Origin of the sequence: Plantibacter flavus, from assembly GCF_002024505.1 — a bacterium.
Lineage (GTDB): Bacteria > Actinomycetota > Actinomycetes > Actinomycetales > Microbacteriaceae > Plantibacter > Plantibacter flavus_A.
Genome location: NZ_CP019402.1, coordinates 819,482 through 836,841 on the forward strand (window position 1 = coordinate 819,482; position 17,360 = coordinate 836,841).

Annotated in this window: 17 protein-coding genes and 1 pseudogene; 13 read left to right on the forward strand and 5 right to left on the reverse strand. The window is 71.5% G+C overall.

All coding sequences use genetic code 11. From position 1 onward, the window contains the following. The first annotated feature begins 25 nt into the window (after window positions 1–25). The 7 genes from BWO91_RS03850 (at window position 26) to BWO91_RS03880 (ending at window position 6,332) form a co-directional block, all read left to right on the forward strand. Window positions 26–319 carry a winged helix-turn-helix transcriptional regulator gene (locus BWO91_RS03850; RefSeq protein WP_079001345.1) on the forward strand — a complete coding sequence of 98 codons (294 nt, stop codon included), beginning with the start codon at window positions 26–28 and terminating at the stop codon, window positions 317–319. A gap of 42 nt (window positions 320–361) precedes the next feature. Continuing rightward, window positions 362–1,477 carry a lactonase family protein gene (locus BWO91_RS03855; RefSeq protein WP_064295556.1) on the forward strand — a complete coding sequence of 372 codons (1,116 nt, stop codon included), beginning with the start codon at window positions 362–364 and terminating at the stop codon, window positions 1,475–1,477. Between the two features lie 49 nt (window positions 1,478–1,526). After that, complete coding sequence (locus BWO91_RS03860) at window positions 1,527–2,159, forward strand: GNAT family N-acetyltransferase (protein WP_079001349.1); 633 nt, start codon at window positions 1,527–1,529, stop codon at window positions 2,157–2,159. A 192-nt stretch (window positions 2,160–2,351) separates the two neighbouring features. Further along, on the forward strand, window positions 2,352–3,461 hold the full coding sequence (locus tag BWO91_RS03865; RefSeq protein WP_064296115.1) for an ABC transporter substrate-binding protein: 1,110 nt from the start codon (window positions 2,352–2,354) through the stop codon (window positions 3,459–3,461). Further along, window positions 3,461–4,429, forward strand: coding sequence for an ABC transporter permease (locus BWO91_RS03870; protein WP_071262276.1), 969 nt, complete (start codon window positions 3,461–3,463; stop codon window positions 4,427–4,429). Before BWO91_RS03865 ends, BWO91_RS03870 begins: the two co-directional genes overlap by 1 nt. Then, window positions 4,426–5,238, forward strand: a complete 813-nt coding sequence (locus BWO91_RS03875) for an ABC transporter permease (protein ID WP_079003832.1) — start codon at window positions 4,426–4,428, stop codon at window positions 5,236–5,238. The genes BWO91_RS03870 and BWO91_RS03875 overlap by 4 nt, the downstream gene beginning before the upstream one ends. Then, window positions 5,235–6,332: an ABC transporter ATP-binding protein gene (locus BWO91_RS03880; protein ID WP_079001350.1), complete on the forward strand. Its 1,098-nt coding sequence runs from the start codon at window positions 5,235–5,237 to the stop codon at window positions 6,330–6,332. The genes BWO91_RS03875 and BWO91_RS03880 overlap by 4 nt, the downstream gene beginning before the upstream one ends. A 22-nt stretch (window positions 6,333–6,354) precedes the next feature. Here the strand turns inward: BWO91_RS03880 and BWO91_RS03885 are convergent, their stop codons facing one another. Then, window positions 6,355–7,509: an AI-2E family transporter gene (locus BWO91_RS03885; protein WP_079001352.1), complete on the reverse strand. Its 1,155-nt coding sequence runs from the start codon at window positions 7,507–7,509 to the stop codon at window positions 6,355–6,357. Between the two features lie 127 nt (window positions 7,510–7,636). On the opposite strand from BWO91_RS03885, the gene BWO91_RS03890 reads away from it, so the two are divergent. The 3 genes and pseudogenes from BWO91_RS03890 (at window position 7,637) to BWO91_RS03900 (ending at window position 10,376) form a co-directional block, all read left to right on the forward strand. Further along, the gene (locus BWO91_RS03890) at window positions 7,637–7,951 is read left to right on the forward strand and encodes a hypothetical protein (RefSeq protein WP_079001354.1); all 315 of its coding nucleotides are present in this window, start codon (window positions 7,637–7,639) and stop codon (window positions 7,949–7,951) included. A gap of 102 nt (window positions 7,952–8,053) precedes the next feature. Next, window positions 8,054–8,730 (forward strand): annotated as a pseudogene (locus BWO91_RS03895) (ABC transporter ATP-binding protein); the annotation flags it as partial. 251 nt (window positions 8,731–8,981) lie between these two features. After that, window positions 8,982–10,376, forward strand: coding sequence for an FtsX-like permease family protein (locus tag BWO91_RS03900; RefSeq protein ID WP_240555670.1), 1,395 nt, complete (start codon window positions 8,982–8,984; stop codon window positions 10,374–10,376). Between the two features lie 85 nt (window positions 10,377–10,461). Here the strand turns inward: BWO91_RS03900 and aztD are convergent, their stop codons facing one another. Genes aztD through aztB form a run of 4 tightly spaced genes read right to left on the reverse strand, consistent with a single transcriptional unit; the run spans window position 10,462 to window position 14,888 of the window. Beyond that, window positions 10,462–11,709, reverse strand: a complete 1,248-nt coding sequence (gene aztD, locus BWO91_RS03905; protein ID WP_079001355.1) for a zinc metallochaperone AztD — start codon at window positions 11,707–11,709, stop codon at window positions 10,462–10,464. Window positions 11,710–11,737: 28 nt separating this feature from the next. Beyond that, window positions 11,738–12,670: a zinc ABC transporter substrate-binding protein AztC gene (aztC, locus tag BWO91_RS03910; protein WP_079001356.1), complete on the reverse strand. Its 933-nt coding sequence runs from the start codon at window positions 12,668–12,670 to the stop codon at window positions 11,738–11,740. Between the two features lie 2 nt (window positions 12,671–12,672). Next, entirely contained in the window at window positions 12,673–13,998 is a 1,326-nt protein-coding gene (locus BWO91_RS03915; RefSeq protein WP_079001358.1) for a hypothetical protein, read from the reverse strand. Beyond that, on the reverse strand, window positions 13,890–14,888 hold the full coding sequence (aztB, locus tag BWO91_RS03920; protein ID WP_079001360.1) for a zinc ABC transporter permease AztB: 999 nt from the start codon (window positions 14,886–14,888) through the stop codon (window positions 13,890–13,892). The genes BWO91_RS03915 and aztB overlap by 109 nt, the downstream gene beginning before the upstream one ends. Before the next feature lie 50 nt (window positions 14,889–14,938). On the opposite strand from aztB, the gene aztA reads away from it, so the two are divergent. From aztA to BWO91_RS03935, 3 genes are all read left to right on the forward strand, one after another. Further along, the gene (gene aztA / locus BWO91_RS03925) at window positions 14,939–15,631 is read left to right on the forward strand and encodes a zinc ABC transporter ATP-binding protein AztA (protein WP_205847572.1); all 693 of its coding nucleotides are present in this window, start codon (window positions 14,939–14,941) and stop codon (window positions 15,629–15,631) included. Between the two features lie 61 nt (window positions 15,632–15,692). Further along, the gene (locus BWO91_RS03930; protein WP_079001361.1) at window positions 15,693–16,037 is read left to right on the forward strand and encodes a chorismate mutase; all 345 of its coding nucleotides are present in this window, start codon (window positions 15,693–15,695) and stop codon (window positions 16,035–16,037) included. Window positions 16,038–16,295: 258 nt separating this feature from the next. After that, on the forward strand, window positions 16,296–17,237 hold the full coding sequence (locus tag BWO91_RS03935; protein WP_079001363.1) for an SDR family NAD(P)-dependent oxidoreductase: 942 nt from the start codon (window positions 16,296–16,298) through the stop codon (window positions 17,235–17,237). The last annotated feature ends 123 nt before the right edge of the window (window positions 17,238–17,360 follow it).

Here is a 17,360-nt window from a genome sequence, read left to right on the forward strand (position 1 = left end):
GCGAACGACGAGCGTCGAACGCGCCATGGTGGACGAATCCAGTCAGCCGTCCCTGCCCGGGCTGCCACCGGTCGAGGAGCTCACGAGCGGTGAGGTCAAGCCTCGCCCGGCGGTGCGTGCCCAGCGCGACACCGGATCGCTCGACCCACGGGTCCGGCGCGCCCTGGCGACGCTCGACGACGATCCCGACCTCTCGCTCGTCACCCTCGCGAACGCGCTCGGGATCACCCGTGCGACGCTCATCCGGATCGTGCGTGAGGCGATCGGCATGACCCCGAAGGAGTACGCGGCAGGCGTCCGTGCCCGCCGCGCCTCCTGAGCGGGCGCCGATGTCAGACGGCGCAGGTGGGAGACTGTGGGGGTGAGCGACGACAACCCCTACCTCCTGCTCGGTTCCTACACCTCGGAGGCCGACGGCACCGGTGCCGGCATCAGCCTGCTGCGCCAGGACGAGGCGGGCACCCTCCGCCTCGTGCAGTCGTCGGAGGCGCAGTCGCCGTCCTTCCTCACCCTGCACCCGACGCTGCCGATCGTCTACGCCGCGAGCGAGTCGACCGGGGCCGTCGAAGCGTTCAAGCGCTCCGGCGAGTTCGGGCTCGCGCCGTTCGGCAAGCCCATCGAAGCCGGCGACTCCGTGTGCCACGTCGCGACGGTCCCAGGTGCCGACGTCCTCATCGCGAGTTGCTACGGCGACGGTCGGGTCGTGACCGTCCCGCTCGCGGAGAACGCGGCGTTCGCCGGCGACCCGCGTCTCGGCGAGGCGTCCGTCGACCCCTGGGCGTCGCCCACCGCGCTCGCTGCGGAGTCCGCGGACGCTGGCGAGGACGCGCTCACGCTCCTCGCGCTGGAGGCCGCTGTCGGCGAGGCCATGCCGTCCCGACCGTCGCGCGCGCACGCCTCGGCGCTCCTCCCGGACGGCCGCATCGCGACCACCGACCTCGGCCACGACACGGTCCGCATCTGGCAGCTCCGTGGGTCGCGGTTGGTGCTCGACCACACCGTCGTGTTCCCGCGCGGCACGGGTCCGCGACACCTCGTCGTCCACCCGAGCGGGCACCTCCACGTCATCACCGAGTACTCGGTCGAGGTCTTCACGCTCGGTGTCGACGGCACCGACGGGCACTGGCACATCCTCGCGGCGACCGTCGCGACCTCGGAGGGCGTGTCCGAGGGCGACACGGGTGCCGAGATCAGCCTCGCCGCCTCGCGGGAGCAGCTGCACGTCGGCGTCCGCGGGAGCGACCGCATCGCCACCCTGCGGGTCACCGGCGACGGTTCGCGGGTCGAGGCCGTGGCCGACGTCGAGTGCGGTGGGACGATGCCGCGCCACCACCGGGAGTCGGGTCGCTTCCTGCACGTCGCGAACCAGCTGTCGAACTCCATCGCGAGCTTCCGGCTCGACGAGCGCACGGGGGTCCCGACGACACTCCTCGGGACGCTCGACGCCGGTTCGCCCACCTGCCTCATCCTCGCCTGACCGCGAGACCGGTCCTCGCCCGACGCCCGTCACCGGATACGGTGGAGCGGTGACCGCACGACGCCCTGAGCCCCGCCCCATCGACGGCCGGACCATCCGCCTCGAACCGCTTGAACGCGCGCACTATCCGGAGCTGTTCACGGCGATCGCACACCCGGAGGTCTTCGCCGGTGGCTACGGCGGCGGGCCTGCGGGGTTGCCGACGACGCAGGCCGAGTTCGACGCCTTCGCCGACGGCTACTTCACGACCGGCGTGCGCAACACCTACGTCATCCGTCTCGTCGGCGGCGAGCACGACGGGCTCCTCGTCGGCACGTCCACGCTCGGCGACTTCGACGAGCCGGGGGAGGCCGCCCACCTCGGTTGGACGGCGTACGACCCGCGCGTCTGGGGCACCGCCGTCAACGCCGAGACGAAGCTGCTGCTCCTCGGGCTCGCGTTCGACGCGGGCTTCGGCCGGGTCAAGATCCAGGCCGACGAGCGCAACGAGCGCTCGCGCACGGCGATCCTGCGCCTCGGGGCCACGTTCGAGGGCCTCATCCGCCGGGACAAGCAGCGGGCCGACGGCACGTGGCGGACCACCGCGCTGTTCTCCGTGATCGCCGAGGAGTGGCCGGAGGTCCGGTCCGGTCTCGAGGAGCGCCTCGCCAGGAGCCCCGGCCCAGTGGCCCTCCGCGGCTGACGCGGCCCCGGAGCCCCCCCGCCCGGTCCCTGAGCTTGTCGAAGGGCACTGTTCACCTGCGCGACACCGGCAGGCCCCGATCGCGCTACGTCGCGACCCTAGCTTGTCCTCCAGACGACGGACGCGGTATCCGACGGCCCGACAGCACGGGCGGCCGCCGACGTCACTGGAGGAACCGTGAACACCAGGCGTATGACCGCCCTCGCCATCGTCGCGCTCGCAGCGACCGCGCTCACCGCATGCTCCGCCGGGGCGGACACCGGAGCCGGCTCCGACGTCGACGCCAAGACGGCGACCTCCGCCGAGGACTTCGGCGGGATGGACGCGCTCGTCGAGGCGGCGAAGGCCGAGGGCCAGCTGAACGTCATCGCCCTCCCCGACACCTGGGCGAACTACGGGAAGATCATCTCCGCGTTCGAGGACAAGTACGACATCACGGTCAACTCGGCCGACCCCGACGTCTCGAGCGCCGAGGAGATCACGGCCGCGAAGAACCAGCAGGGCCAGGACACCGCTCCCGACGTCTTCGACCTCGGCTCCGCCGTCGCCCTCGACAACCTCAAGCAGTTCGCGCCCTACCAGGTCGCCAACTGGGACGACATCCCGGAGGGTTCGAAGGAGAAGACCGGCCTGTGGGTGTACGACTACACCGGCCTCGTCTCCATCGGCTACGACGCGGACGCCGTCCCCGCACCGAAGTCGCTCGACGACCTCCTCGGCTCCGAGTTCGCGGGCAAGGTCGCGCTGAACGGCGACCCGACCCAGGCCGGTGCCGCCGCAGCCGGCGTCTACCTCGCCGCCCTGCAGTCCGGTGGTTCGGCCGACGACATCCAGCCCGGTGTCGACTTCTTCCAGAAGCTCAACCAGGCGGGCAACTTCCTGCCCCTCGACCCGACCCCGGCGACGATCGCCTCGGGTGAGACCCCAGTCGTGATCGACTGGAGCTACAACAACCTCGCCGCCGCGACCGAGAACGAGGGCCAGCGCAACTGGAAGACCACCGTCCTCCCGGGTTCGGCCGTCGGCAGCTACTACAACCAGGCCATCAACGTGGACGCGCCGCACCCCGCGGCCGCGCGACTCTGGCAGGAGTTCATCTTCAGCCCCGAGGCGCAGAACCTGTACCTCGCCGCCGGCGCGTACCCGTCGACCCTCGCCGCGATGGTCGAGGCCGACACCGTCGACCAGAAGGCGCTCGACGCCGTGGGCGAGATGCCCGCGGACCTCGTGCAGTTCACGCCCGAGCAGACCGAGCAGGCCACCTCGCTGCTCGCCGAGAAGTGGGCGGCAGCGATCTCCTGATGACCACCTCCGCCACCCGGCGGAGTGAGGCGGGGTCGGCACACGCCGGCCCCGCCGTCTCGCTCCCGCCGACCGACGCATCGGACGCTTCGGCCGAACCCGCTGCGGCGCGCCCCCGCCGCCGTCCGCGCTGGGCGCTCCTCGGCCTGACGCCGTTCGCGCTGTACGCCCTGCTCTTCCTCGCGGTCCCGACGTTCCTCGCCCTCGCCACCGGCTTCTTCGACGGCGACGGCGCGTTCACGCTCGACAACCTTACGGCGCTCGCCGAACCGGCGGTCCTCGGGGCCTTCGCCAGCTCCTTCTGGGTCTCCGCCGTCACTGCGGTCGCCGGAGCCGTCGTCGGAGCCCTCGTCTGCTACGCGCTCCTCGCGGTCCGGCCCGACGGACTCATCCGCACCTTCGTCGATGCGGCTTCGAGCGTCCTCGCCCAGTTCGGTGGCGTCATGCTCGCCTTCGCCTTCATCGCGACCATCGGCATCCAAGGCCTCGTCACCGTGTTCCTCAAGGACCGCCTCGGGGTCGACCTCTTCGCCGACGGCGTGTGGCTCTACCAGGTCCCGGGCCTCCTCCTGCCGTACCTGTACTTCCAGGTGCCGCTCATGGTCATCACCTTCATGCCGGCGATGGAGGGGTTGAAGCGGACCTGGTCCGAGGCGAACGCGACCCTCGGCGGCACCCGCTTCACCTACTGGACCCGGATCGCGATGCCGATCCTCGCCCCCTCCTTCCTCGGGTCGCTCCTGCTGTTGTTCGCGAACGCGTTCTCGAGCTATGCGACCGCCGCCGCGCTCATCAGCCAGGGGGCGCAGATCGTGCCACTCCAGATCCGCGGTGCCCTCATCAGCGAGACCGTCCTCGGCCGGGAGAACCTCGCCGGTTCGCTCGCGATCGGGATGATCGTCGTGATGGTCGTCATGATGACGGCCTACTCCGCCCTCCAGGCGCGGACGGAACGGTGGCAGCGATGAGCGCCGTCCGCGACTCGGCCACGCCGTCGAAGCTCGCGAGCCGGATCATCCTCGTCGTCGTCGCGGTGGTGTTCGCCGTCCCGATCCTGTCGATGGTCGAGTTCACCCTGCGCGCCGGGATCGACGGCGGCCACGACCTCGGCCACTGGGCTGCGATCCTCGACCCGGAGAACTCGCGGAAGTACCGGGTGCTCTTCCAGGGCATCGGCAACTCCGTCGTGCTCGCCGCGGTGACCGTGCTGATCGTCGTGGTGCTCCTGCTGCCGACGATGATCCTCGTCAAGCTCCGCTTCCCGAAGCTGCAGCGGGTCCTCGAGTTCGTCTGCATCATCCCGATCACCGTGCCGGCCATCGTGCTCGTCGTCGGACTCGCGCCGGTCTACTCGGTCGTGGCCAGGCTGCTCGGCAGTGCGCCGTGGACGCTCGCGTTCGCGTACGGGATCACGGTGCTGCCGTACGCCTACCGGGCGATCGCCGCGAACCTGCAGTCGGTCGACGTCGGCACCCTCGCCGAGGCCGCGCGCACGCTCGGCGCCGGCTGGGGGACCGTCCTCGTCCGCGTCCTGCTGCCCAACCTGCGTAGCGGCGTGCTGACGGCGTCGGTCATCTCGGTCGCCGTCGTCCTCGGTGAGTACACGATCGCCTCGCTCCTCGGACGCAACACGCTGCAGACCTCGCTCGTGCAGCTGTCGAAGAGCGATCCCTTCGTCGCGGTGGCCTTCGCCCTGCTGGCGCTCGCCTTCGCTTTCGTCCTGCTGTTCATCATCGGCCGCGTCGGATCGATCCGCCGCATCAGGGAGACACCATGACCACCATCGACCAGTCGGCACCGGCAGCGACGCCCGGAGACGGACGCCCGGCCGGCGCGGCGGTGCGGTTCGATCGCGTCGTGAAGGACTACGGCTCGGGTGCCCGTGCCCTCGACGGCGTGAGCCTCGACCTCGCGCCCGGTGAGTTCGTCGCGCTGCTGGGGCCGTCGGGGTGCGGGAAGACGACCGCGCTCCGCAGCCTGGCGGGGCTCGAGGACATCACCTCGGGGAGCGTGCTCATCGACGGGGTCGACGTCGTGTCCGTGCCGACGAACAAGCGCGACCTCGGCATGGTGTTCCAGTCGTACTCGCTGTTCCCGCACCTCACGGTGCTCGAGAACGTCGAGTTCGGCCTGCGCATGCGGAAGGTGCCGGCGGCCGAGCGACGGACGCGTGCCGCCGAGAGCCTCGACCTCGTCGGCCTCGGCCACCTCGCCGCCCGCTACGCCCACCAGCTGTCGGGCGGGCAGCAGCAGCGCGTCGCCCTCGCCCGGGCGTTGGTCACGCGTCCTCGGGTCCTCCTCCTCGACGAGCCGCTCAGCGCACTCGACGCTAAGGTGCGCGTCCAGTTGCGTGACGAGATCCGTCGGATCCAGTCGGAGCTGCGGATCACGACCCTCTTCGTCACGCACGACCAGGAGGAGGCGCTCGCCGTCGCCGACCGGGTCGCCGTCATGCGTGCCGGCGTCATCGAGCAGATCGGGACGCCGGAGGAGCTCTACTCGCGGCCGTCGTCGCCGTTCGTCGCGGAGTTCATCGGCCTGAGCAACCGGATCCCGGGTGTGCTCGTGCCCGGTGGGGTCGAGGTGCTCGGACAGGTGCTCCCGGTGATCGGCGAGCAGCCGGGGGATCGTGCCGTCGTCGCGCTCGTCCGGCCTGAGGACGTCGTGTTCACCGACGCGACGGAGCCCGCGGTCGGGTCTGCTGCGGTCGTGCTCACGTCCAGCTTCCTCGGCCCGGTGCGTCGCACGACCGTCGAGCTGCCGGACGGCACGCTGGTCGCGGTGCAGCACGGCGCGACGGAACGACTGGAGGCGGGGGAGTCCGTCCGCATCCGCTTCGCCGGTCGTCCCGTCCCGGTGCAGACGGCCTGAGGCCCCTCACCGGCGGGGGCGGCTATGCCTTCGCGTTCTGCCGTGGCACGACGACCTGCTTGATGATCAGCAGGATCGACGCCGTCACGGGGATGGAGACGAGGGCGCCGAGCAGCCCGATGAGCGAACCGCCGACCATCGCGCCGATGACGACGAGGGCGCCGGGCACCGAGACCGCCTTGTTCATGACCCGCGGCGTCAGCACGTACGACTCGATCTGCATGTAGACCAGGTAGTAGACGATGACGACGAGTGCCGTCGTCGGTGAGTCGAACAGCCCGACGGTCGCGACGATGACGGTCGCGATGATCGAGCCGACGAGCGGGATGAGCGTCACGAAGAAGATGACGACGGCGAGGATCCCGGCGTACGGCACCCCGACGATGAGCATCATGATGAGCCCGAGGACGGCGTTGATCCCGGCCAGCACCACCATGCCGCTCACGTACCCGCCGATCGAGGCGGTGATCTGGTCGGTGATCGACACGACGCGCGGCCGGGAGCGACGGGGCACGAGCGAATAGAACGCGTTCTTCATCGCCTGCATGGACGCGAGGAAGTAGAGCGCGAGGACGAGGGCGATGAAGCCGCCGAAGAAGCCGTTCGCGATGCCGACGCCGAGGTTGAGCGCGCCGCCCGCCAGGACCACCCACGTCTTCGGGTCGGCGGCCACCCCGTAGAGCCAATCGAGCGCGCCCTGGAGATCGACGCCCGGACCGAGGTAGTCGCTCAGGGACCGGAACCACTCCTGGTCCTGGATGCCGGTGAGGAAGGCGGGGGCGTTGCTCACCAGCTCGACGGCCTGCCGGGTGACGACGGGGATGACGAGGGCCAGGAGGAGCGCGAGCAGGACGGCGAAGGCGGCGAAGACGATCGCGATGGCGAACGGGCGCTTGATGCCTCGTGCCTCGAGTCGGACGACGACCGGGTCGAGGCCGAGGGCGATGAAGAGTCCGACCGCGATGGAGACGAGGATGGTCGACAGCGAGCCGAGGGTGAGGACGAGCAGGATGGCCGCGAGGGCACCGAGTGCTCCGACGAAGCCGATCGCGAAGGGGCGCTGGAGGGTCGTCCTGACGGTGGTCGTCACCTCGGCCGGGCGGTGGGCGCGGAACCGGACACGCTGCTGACGTGCCGCCGGACGCAGCTGCTGGTGGCGATGGGGCGTACTCGTCATGCCGCAAGCGTATTGCCCACCGCCCGTTTGCCCGACAGCTGTCGTGGTACCGGAGGATGAGACCGGGTCCCGCAGGATCACCCGGCTGCGGGATGTGTCGGGTGTTCGCCTTCAGGACGATGGGAACATGTCATCGATCACCCGCTCGCACGCCGTCCACACCCGGGTCACCGCACCGCTGCGGGCGGTCCCGCTGACGGAGCCGATGCCGGGCCGGCGGGACGAGGCCGCGGAGCAGGGAGTGGTCGCCGAGCGCGTCAGCGCCACTGCACACGTCGCCGCGGGCGCTGCCGGGGTCGACCTCACCACCTCGGTCGAGCCGACCCAGACGCCCGCGGCCGCAGCCGGCGGGACCGACGCCGGAACAGGTCTCCGCTTCCTCGGCGCAGGCTGGGCAGCCGACGCGGCGGTCTTCGCCCAGTACCGCCGCCGCGGCAACTGACCGCGAGGTCCACGCCGGGTCCACCTCGCGGATGACCCGGGCGGCGGAGCTTGCATCGCCCGGCCGACGCGCTGCGGGACACCCGCCGCCGACGATGGGAGCATGAACACTTCGATCCTCTCCGCTCGCGGACTCACGAAACAGTACGGGCCGACCGTCGCCCTCGCCGGCGTCGACCTCGACATCCTCCCCGGTGAGTCGGTCGCCATCATGGGTGCCTCCGGCTCCGGCAAGACCACGCTCATGCATGCGCTCGCCGGGATCGTCACCCCGACACCGGCTCGATCGCCTTCAGCACCCCGACGGGCGTCGTCCGCGTCGACCAGCTCGACGAACGCCACCGCTCGCAGCTGCGGCGCGAGTCCTTCGGCTTCGTCTTCCAGCAGGGCCTGCTCATCCCCGAGCTGACCGCCGTCGAGAACGTCGCGATCGCCCTGATGCTCGGCGGTACACCGCGGATCGCCGCCGAGTCGAGTGCGGCAGCGTGGCTCGCCGCCCTCGGACTGGCCGGCATGGAGACCCGTCGGATCGGCGAACTGAGCGGTGGTCAGGCGCAGCGCGTCGCGATCGCCCGCGCTCAGGTGACCGGTGCGCCGATCGTCTTCGCCGACGAGCCGACCGGCGCGCTCGACTCCCGGACCTCCGCCGACGTCATGGGGGCGCTGCTCCACGCGACCACCGGGCAGGGACGCACGCTCGTCCTCGTGACGCACGACGAGACGGTCGCCGCGCGGTGCTCTCGGATCATCCGCCTCGCCGACGGTCGGATCATCGGGCAGCCGGGCGGGGTCGGCGCACCGACCCCGGCGCAGCGGTTCGCGAGCGGGCAGGCACCCGTGCCGCAGCAGGCGCAGCAGCCGTACCCGCCGCAGCAGCCCCCGTACCAGCAGCAGCCCGCCGGGCAGCCGTTCCCGCAGCAGCCGTACCCCCAGCCTGCTGCGCAGCCGTACCCCCAGCCCGCTGCGCAGCCGTACCCGCCGCAGACCTACCCGGGTCAGGCGACCGGTGTCGTCCCGAACGGAGCCCGACCGTGACCGCCGCACTCGGGGTCGCACCGACCCGGATCCCGGTCCCCGCCGGCAGCGGTCGGAGTCCCGTCGTCCGTCTCACCTGGATGCTCGCTCGCCCCGGCGCGCAGAGCCCTGCGACGATCGTGCTCCCGGCGGTCGCGTTCGCCGTGACCACCGCACTCGTCCTCACGGTGCTCGGCGGCGCGATGATGTTCTGGCGGTGGACCGGTGAGACGGCCTTCGTCTACCAGGTACTCAGCGTGCTTGCGCTGGCCCTGCTGCTCGTCCCGCTCGGCTCGCTCGGCGGGGCCGCCGCGCGGCTCTCCGCACGGCGCCGCGACGACCGACTCGCCACCCTCCGACTCCTCGGCGCGACACCCGGCACGGTCACGGCGATGACCGTCCTCGAGTCGGCCGGGGTCGCCCTGCTCGGTGCGTTCGCCGGGATCCTGCTGTACCTCGGCATGCTGCCGCTCGTCGGGCTCATCCCGTTCGGTGGTTCCCCGATCGGGGTCGAGGGCGTCTGGGTCGGTGTCCCGATCATCGCCGCGGTGGTCCTCGGGGTCGTGCTGCTCGCAGCAGCGAGCGCCGCCATCGGGCTCCGCGCCGTGAACGTGAGTCCGCTCGGCGTCCGCACGAAGCAGCAGGCGCCGACCGTGCACTGGCTGCGCATCGTCGTCGGGGTCGTCGTCGTGATCGTCGCCTACGGCATGCTCTCCGTCGTGACGGGGTTGCAGGAGGTAGCCGCCATCATCGCCGTGCTGGGCGTCGGGTTCGCAGCCGGTGTGGGCGTGCTCGGATTGATCGGCCCCTGGGTGGTCGGGATGATCGGCCGTGGGTCGGCCAAGCGTGCCAAGACACCTGAGCGGCTCCTCGCTGCACGCACGATCCTGGAGTCGCCGAAGGCGGCGTGGCGTCAGGTCAGCGGCGTGGCGATGACGAGTTTCGTCGCCGTCGTCGCGGGGACCGGTGTGGCGCTCATGGATGCCGCCGGCGGTTCCGACCTCGACCGCGAGAGCGCCATCCTCATCGACGACATCCGCACCGGCGTGATCATCACGCTCGTCGCGTCGTTCCTCATGGTCGCGTGCTCCGTCGGGGTGAACCAGGCCTCGGCGGTCCTCGACCGCCGCGACCTCTACGTCAGCCTCGACCGCCTGGGGGTGCCGCGGGACGTGATGGAACGGGCTCGCGGTCGCGCGGTCATGCTGCCCCTGCGGGTGGTCGCGCTGGGCTCGGCCGGACTGGGCGTCCTGCTCGTCCTGCCGATGGCCAGCATCAGTGTCATCCTCGCCCCGCTGTCGGTCCTCGTCATCGTCGGGTGCTTCGCCGGTGGCATCGGGCTCGTGTGGGCTGCCCTTCGCGCGACCCGTCCGGTCGTCTCCGGGGTGCTCCGAGCGCCCGAGCGCGTCTGACCGCCCGGCCCGCACGACGAGAGCGCCCGTTCCGTCCCCTGCATGACGCGGGGAGGACGGAACGGGCGCTCTCGGTGAGGTCGGGTCAGCCCGTGACGACCGCGATCTCGTTCGGGACGCCGGGCAGCTCACCCGTCGTGATGTCGCCGGACGCGAGATCCACGGCGTGGATCGACTTCGTCGCCGGGTCGGTCACGTAGGCGACACCGTCCTGAACGACGAGCGCCGGGTGGGCGTCCTGCCACTCGGCCGGCGGCTCCCAGGCGTCGATGACCTCGATGGTGTCGGTGACGGCACCCGTCTGCTCGTCGAGGATGTGCAGCGAACCGTCGTTGCCGAGCACGACGACCTCGTCGTTCGGCCCTCGGGCGACGTCGCGCCAGGTGTAGCCGACGCCCTCCGGCAGGTCGACGATCTTCGTCGTCTTCGCGACCGTGTCGGTGAACGCGAGCTGGCGGAGGTCGTAGCCCTCGGCGTCCGGGTCGCTGTTGTAGTCGCCGACCGCGATGGAGGACGTCTCGCTGACGTACTGGTTGCCCGTGCGCCCGTAGGCGTCCGGCGCCTGGATCTTCGTGAAGACGCCGCTGTCGTAGACGAGCACGCCGTCGCTGCAGCCGAACACGACGACCTCGTCCTTGACGGTGCCTTCACCGTGCACCGACGGGCACTGCTCGTTGCGGGCGATCTCGGTGCGCGAGTCGTCGAGCACGCGGACACCGGTCCGGGCGTCCGAGGTGCCGATCGTGGACAGCACGGTGCCGTCCTCGAGCTCGATGGCGACACCGTGGTGCGCGGCCTCCGACGGGATGGTCTCGGTCTCGGGCAGCTCGTCGGTGGCCTCGAGGAGGTCGGCGCTGTCGAAGATCGTCGTGTCGCCGGAGCCGTCGGCGAACAGGATGGTCTTGTCGGCGTGACGGACGACGTGGCCTGCGGTGTCGGCGGGGAAGACGAGGTCGGTCAGGACCGGGTCGGCCTGCTTCGAGGTGCCGTCCTCGTCCGTCCACGTCCCGGTGTCGAGGACCTGGAAGCCCTTCGTCGTGGTGACGAGCACGTGCCGCCCGTCGCCGGCGGCGTTCACCCGGTTGAAGCCGTCGAGGGGGAGGTCGCCGACCACCTCGAGGGAGGCGGCGTCGAGGACGAGGAGGCCGCCGTCGTAGGTGAGGGTGATCCGACGCTGCGGGTCGGCGGAGGTCGACGCGGTCGCGTCGGGCGCGGAGCCGCTCGCGGTCGAGCAACCGGTGAGGAGGAGGGCCGCGGCGGTGCCGAGGGCGAGGAACGGGACCCGGCCGCGCTTCAGGCGCGATGCCCGGGGACTGCGGTGCTGCTGCTGCATGGTTTCCTATCGGTTCGTGAACGCCCGCTCAGGGCGAGAGTCCGGTGGCGATGCGCTCGGTGTTCGCGCGCATCATGGTGAGGTAGGTGGGGGCGTCGCCCGACTCGGCGGTCAACGACTCGGTGAACAACGGGACGACGGCGACGTCGACGTCCGCCTCGTCGGCGAGCACCTGCACGAGCCGGTCGGGTTGCGAGGAGTCGGCGAAGATCGTCCGGACGCCGGCCTCCTCGATCGCGGTCGACAGCTCGTCGAGGTCCGAGGCGCTGGGGGCCGCGAGCGTGGTGCCGCTCGGGATCACGGCGCCGATGACCTGGAGGTCGTAGCGGGCGGCGAGATACCCGAACACGTGATGGTTGGTGACGAGCTTCCGCTGCTCGGCCGGGATGGCGGCGAACGCCTCGGCCATCTCGGCGTCGAGCGCCTCGAGCCCGGCCGTGTACGTGGCGGCGTTCGCCTGCAGCTCGGCCGCGTCGAGCGTGGGGATCTCCTCGAGCAACGCCTCGGTGACCCCGTCCACGACCGACGTCATCTGCGTCGGGTCGGTCCAGAAGTGCGGATCGGTCGCGCCCGACTCGGTCTCGAGGACGTCGACGAGCGAGCCGGCCTCGACGATCGGCACCCCCTCGTCGGCCGCGGTCTCCAGGTGTCGGGTGAGTCCCTCCTCGAGTCCCAGGCCGTTCGACACGAGCAGCTGCGCACCGGTGATGCGTGCCGCCTGCCGTGCGGAGATCTCGAAGGAGTGCGGATCGGCGTCGGGCGGCATGAGGGTCATGACCTCGGCCTGGTCACCGACGAGTTCACCGACGACGTCGCCGAGGATGTTCGTGGTCACGACGACGAGTGGGCGGTCATCGGCGCTCGCCGCACAGCTCGTCAGGCCGGTTCCGAGCACGAGGCCGGCCGCGAGGACGGCGGTCGTGCGCAGGAGGGCTGTCGTCCGGGGGATGGTCGCTCGCATGGTCAGCGTCCCGTCTCGGCGAGGAACGCCGGTACCGTGTCGAAGGTGAAGGTGCGGGCGATCCGCGCGGCGTCGCCGTAGTCGATCTCGGAGACGGTGCGCGTGCCCGGGGTGTTCAGGTAGGCGCGGTTCTGGTCGACCTCCAGCTGGACGCCCATGGCGAGGTCGGCTGCACCGACGAGTGCGGCCGCGGTCCCCGTCACGGCGCCGGTGGCACCGTCGAGGACGAGGAGGTCGCCGGTCGTCGTGAGGCCCACGACGTGCTGGTCGCGGTCGTCGACGGCGGTGACCAGCTGCAGGGGTGCGGGGGTCGGCAGCAGCGCCCAACTACGTTCGCGGGTGTCGAGCAGCCAGGCGCCGGAGGTGCCGGCGACGGCGGCGACCGTCGGACGGCCGGGACGCGCGTGGAAGGACGTCGCGCGGTCGTCGGCGGCGACAGCCTGTGGATAGGGGATCGCCTCGAACGTGGGGACCGGGTCGGCCTCGCTCGAGCTGCGGTCGACGAGGGCGAGGACCGCGCCCTCCGCGCAGCCGATGACGACGCCGACGTTCGTCGTGATGCTGCCGGCCGGATCGGTGCACCCGGCGAGCACCGCGTCGGCAGCGGTCACGGACGCCGACGAAGGGTCGAGGAGGTCGCCGTCGACGCCATGGAGATGCAGCTTCCCGCTCCCGTCGGTCGCGACGACGGTCTCGCCGATCGGCACGGTGAGCCCGGGAGCACCGGGCGAGGTCCGGATCCGACCGGACTGCGTGATGTCGCCCGTGCCGAGTGCGGCGGTGTCGAGCAGGAGTGTCTCGCCCGAACCGGCGAACCGCACGGCGGTGGTCGTCGAACCGGCGGTGATCGTCGCTGGTCCGTCGCCCTCGATCTCGCCGACGACCCGCGCCTCGGCGCGGTAGTAGTGCTGGTGGTCCTCATGATCGACCGTCCACACACCGGTGTCGATGATCGTCACGGTGCCGGTGGGCTCGGACTGCGCGGCGACGAACCGGCCGTCGCCCGTGAGCGCCGAGATCGGGCCGAGCTCGGCGAGCGTCGTGCGCTCCTCGCTGAGCAGGTCGGTCAGCTCGACGGTGCCGTCGACGTCGGCGGTCGCGAGGTGTAGTTGCGGCTCGGGGAGCTCACTCGCGCCCTCGACGTAGCCGTGTCCGCGCGGTTCGTCCGAGGCCGACGCGGTGGGTGATGCCGACCCCTGCGGCGCGCAGGCGCTGAGGGTCAGTGCGAGGGCGCCGAGAGTGAGCGCGGTGCGTGTGACGCGGGGGAGCCGGTCGTCGGTCGGGCGGGAGCCGCCTGGTCGGATGGTCGGTCGGAGGAGTCGGTGCACGGTGCGCTTTCCAGGTGGGTCGGTTCGGAGAGGTGGTCGTCGGGGTGGTCGAGGTGTCGGTCGGTGGGCCGCCGGAGCCGTCCGACGAGCGCCCGCGCGCCCCAGGACACCGTGGCGAGCAGGATCGAGCAGGCGGCGATGGACGCTCCGGCCGCGGTGTCGCCGTACCAGGAGAGGAGCAGGCCGAGCAGCACGGCGAGGCCGCCGAAGCCCGAGGCGAGCAGCATGATGAGCGGTATGCGACGCGCCCAATGGGCCGCGGCGACGGCCGGCCCGAGGAGGAGGGCCACGACGAGCAGCGTGCCGACGGCACTGTAGGAGGCGACGACCGCGAGGGTCACGAGGCCGACGAGCATCGCGTGGGCGAGTCTCGGCCGGAGGCCCATGGTCTGCGCGACCCGGCGGTCGAAGGCGAGCGCGACGAACGGGCGGTGGAAGGCGACCGCGACGCCCACGGTGACGAGAAGGGCGATGGCGAGGCCCGCCAGGTCCGCGGGCCGGATGGCGAGGATGTCGCCGAAGAGGATCGCCGTGAGGTCCGTGGCGAACGATCTGCTCGACGACACGATGATGACCCCGAGGGCCAGCATGCCGACGAAGAGGAGACCGATCGAGGTGTCGTGGGACAGCCTCCCGCGCCGCGAGACGAGGCTGACGCCGGCGGTCATGACGACTGCGCTGAAGGCTGCGCCGGCGACCGGCGGCAGGCCGAGGAGCGCGGCGGTGGCGACGCCGGGCAGCATGCCGTGGGCCATCGCCTCCCCGAGGAACGCGAGGCCGCGGAGGACGACCCAGGTGCCCACGACACCGCAGACGGCCGCCACCAGCAGACCGCCGACGAGGGCGCGCAGGAGGAAGGCCGCGGTGAACGGCTCGGTGATCCAGGTCATGGTCGAGCACTCTACATGAAAACGATTCTCAATATTGATAGGGTCGTGGCATGCGATCCACGACGAGCACCCCTCGCCCTCCGACGGCAGGTCGACCCGTCGTGTCCGGCATCCGACTCCGCGACGTGACGGCCGAGTACGACGGCGCGCGCGTCCTGCACGGGATCTCGGTCGAGGTCGGCGTGGCCGCCATCACCGTCGTCACCGGGGCGAACGGGGCGGGGAAGTCGACGCTGCTCGCGGTGATCGCGGGCCTGCACCGACCGAGCTCGGGCGGCGTCGACGGCCTCGACGGTCGGTCCGCCGCCTACGTCCCGCAACGCAGTGCCGTGCCCGAGCGCTTCCCGGTCACGGTGCGCGATGTCGCATCGATGGGACGCTGGCCGACGCTGCGTCGCTGGTGGGGTCGACTCGGGGCGAGGGACCGCCGCATCGTCGACGAGAGCCTCGCCCGCCTCGACGTCCTGCACCTCGCCGGACGCTCCTTCGGTGAGCTGTCGGGTGGACAGCGCCAGCGGGTCCTCGTCGCGCAGGCGCTCGCGCGTGAGGCCGACCTCCTGCTGCTCGACGAACCGACCGTCGGTCTCGATCGTGCGGCTGGGCTGGCGATCCGCGAGGTGCTCCGGGCGGAGGCCGACCGTGGCGCGACGGTGGTGGAGGTGAGCCACGATCCGGTCGCGGTCGCCGAGGCCGACGCGCGGCTGCATCTCGAGGCCGGCTGTCTCGTCGAGGCTCCGCGGTGAACCGGCTGGGGATCGCCCGGCGACCCGTCTACCGCCCCGGGCGCGTTGCTAGAGTTTTCGCATGAGCCAGGCCGAGCAGCAACCCGAACCCACGACCGGCGCCGCTGCGGCGGACGACCAGGCGGCCACCGAGCGATTGGGTCGCCTGCGGAGCAGCATCGACAACATCGACGCGGCGCTCGTCCACCTGCTGGCCGAGCGGTTCAAGTGCACCCAGGAGGTCGGTCGTCTGAAGGCCGAGCACGACATGCCCGCGAGCGATCCGGCGCGCGAACAGCGGCAGATCACCCGTCTCCGGGCGCTCGCCGAAGAGTCGCACCTCGACCCGGCCTTCGCCGAGAAGTGGTTCAACTTCGTCGTCGCCGAGGTCATCCACCACCACGAGCGTCTCGCCAACCAGCACTGATCCCGCGTGTTCCCTTCGGCCAGCGCGGTGCGCTGACGCGAGCGCGGGTCTGTGGCGTGAGTGCGGGTCTCCGGAGGGTCGCGCCCACGCGCGTGGCCCGCGGTGAAGCCCGTTCGCGTGCGATCAGGCCCGTCCGCCCACACTCGGCCCGATTCGCTCGCGGTCGCGTCGGCGCACCGCGCTGGCACCTCGGGTGAGCCAGGGCAAGGGGTGACGCTTCTTCGGGCGGTGTCCAGCGTCCTACGCCATCATGAGTCCATGACCTGGAACGCCGACTCCCTGCCCGATCAGACCGGACGCGTCGTCCTCGTCACCGGAGCGAACGCCGGCCTCGGCTTCTGGACGAGTCTCGGGCTCGCACGAGCGGGCGCGGAGGTCGTGCTCGCGTCGCGGAGTGCGACCAAGACCCAGGCGGCGATGCGCGCGATCCGGGTGAAGGTGCCCGACGCCCGGCTCAGCCACCTCCCCTTCGACACCTCCTCGCTCGATTCGGCGCGCGCGGCGGGTGAGCGACTCGCGGACCTCGACCGTCTCGACGCCCTCGTCGCGAACGCCGGGATGGTGCACATGCCGAAGGAGCGGCAGGAGACGGCCGACGGCATCGAGCTGGTCTTCGCGACGAACGTCGTGGGCCACGCCGCCCTGCTCGCCGAAGCCCTGCCGGTGTTGCAGCGCACAGCGGACGCCCACGATTCCGCGCCGCGCGTCGTGCTCCTCGGAAGCCTCTCCACCCTGCTCGTCCGGTTCCACGGCGATGACCTGCAACTCCGCGACGGGTACAGCGGCTGGCAGGCGTACGCCCAGTCCAAGATCGCCCTCTCGTCGCTCGGCTTCGAGCTCGACCGTCGGCTCGCGGCGTCGCACAGCACCGTCCGGGCCCTCGTCGCACACCCCGGCTACTCGGTCAACGGACTCGACCGTCGCGTCCCCGGCGTCAACGAGCCGACCCGTGGGCGACGCTTCTCCGACACCCTGCAGTCCGTCTACGCGCAGAGCAAGCAGCGGGGTGCCGAGCCGACCCTCCGAGCGGTCACCGACGAGGCGGCCGACGGAGGTTGGTTCTACGGTCCCCGGTGGTTGACGAAGGGCGACGCCGTCCGACAGACGCCGGCAGCGATCACGACCGATCGAGACGTCGCGTCGGCGCTCTGGACCGACCTCGAGCGGCTCATCGGGACGCCCATCCTCCCGACCTCGTAACCGCAGCCGTCAGCGCACCGCGCCGGCACGAGCGCGGGGGAATCGGCCCCAGCGCGGTGCGCTCGCGTGACGGCGCCTCAACCGGCGTGACTGCGGGCCATGGCGCCGAGCGCACCCCTCCGG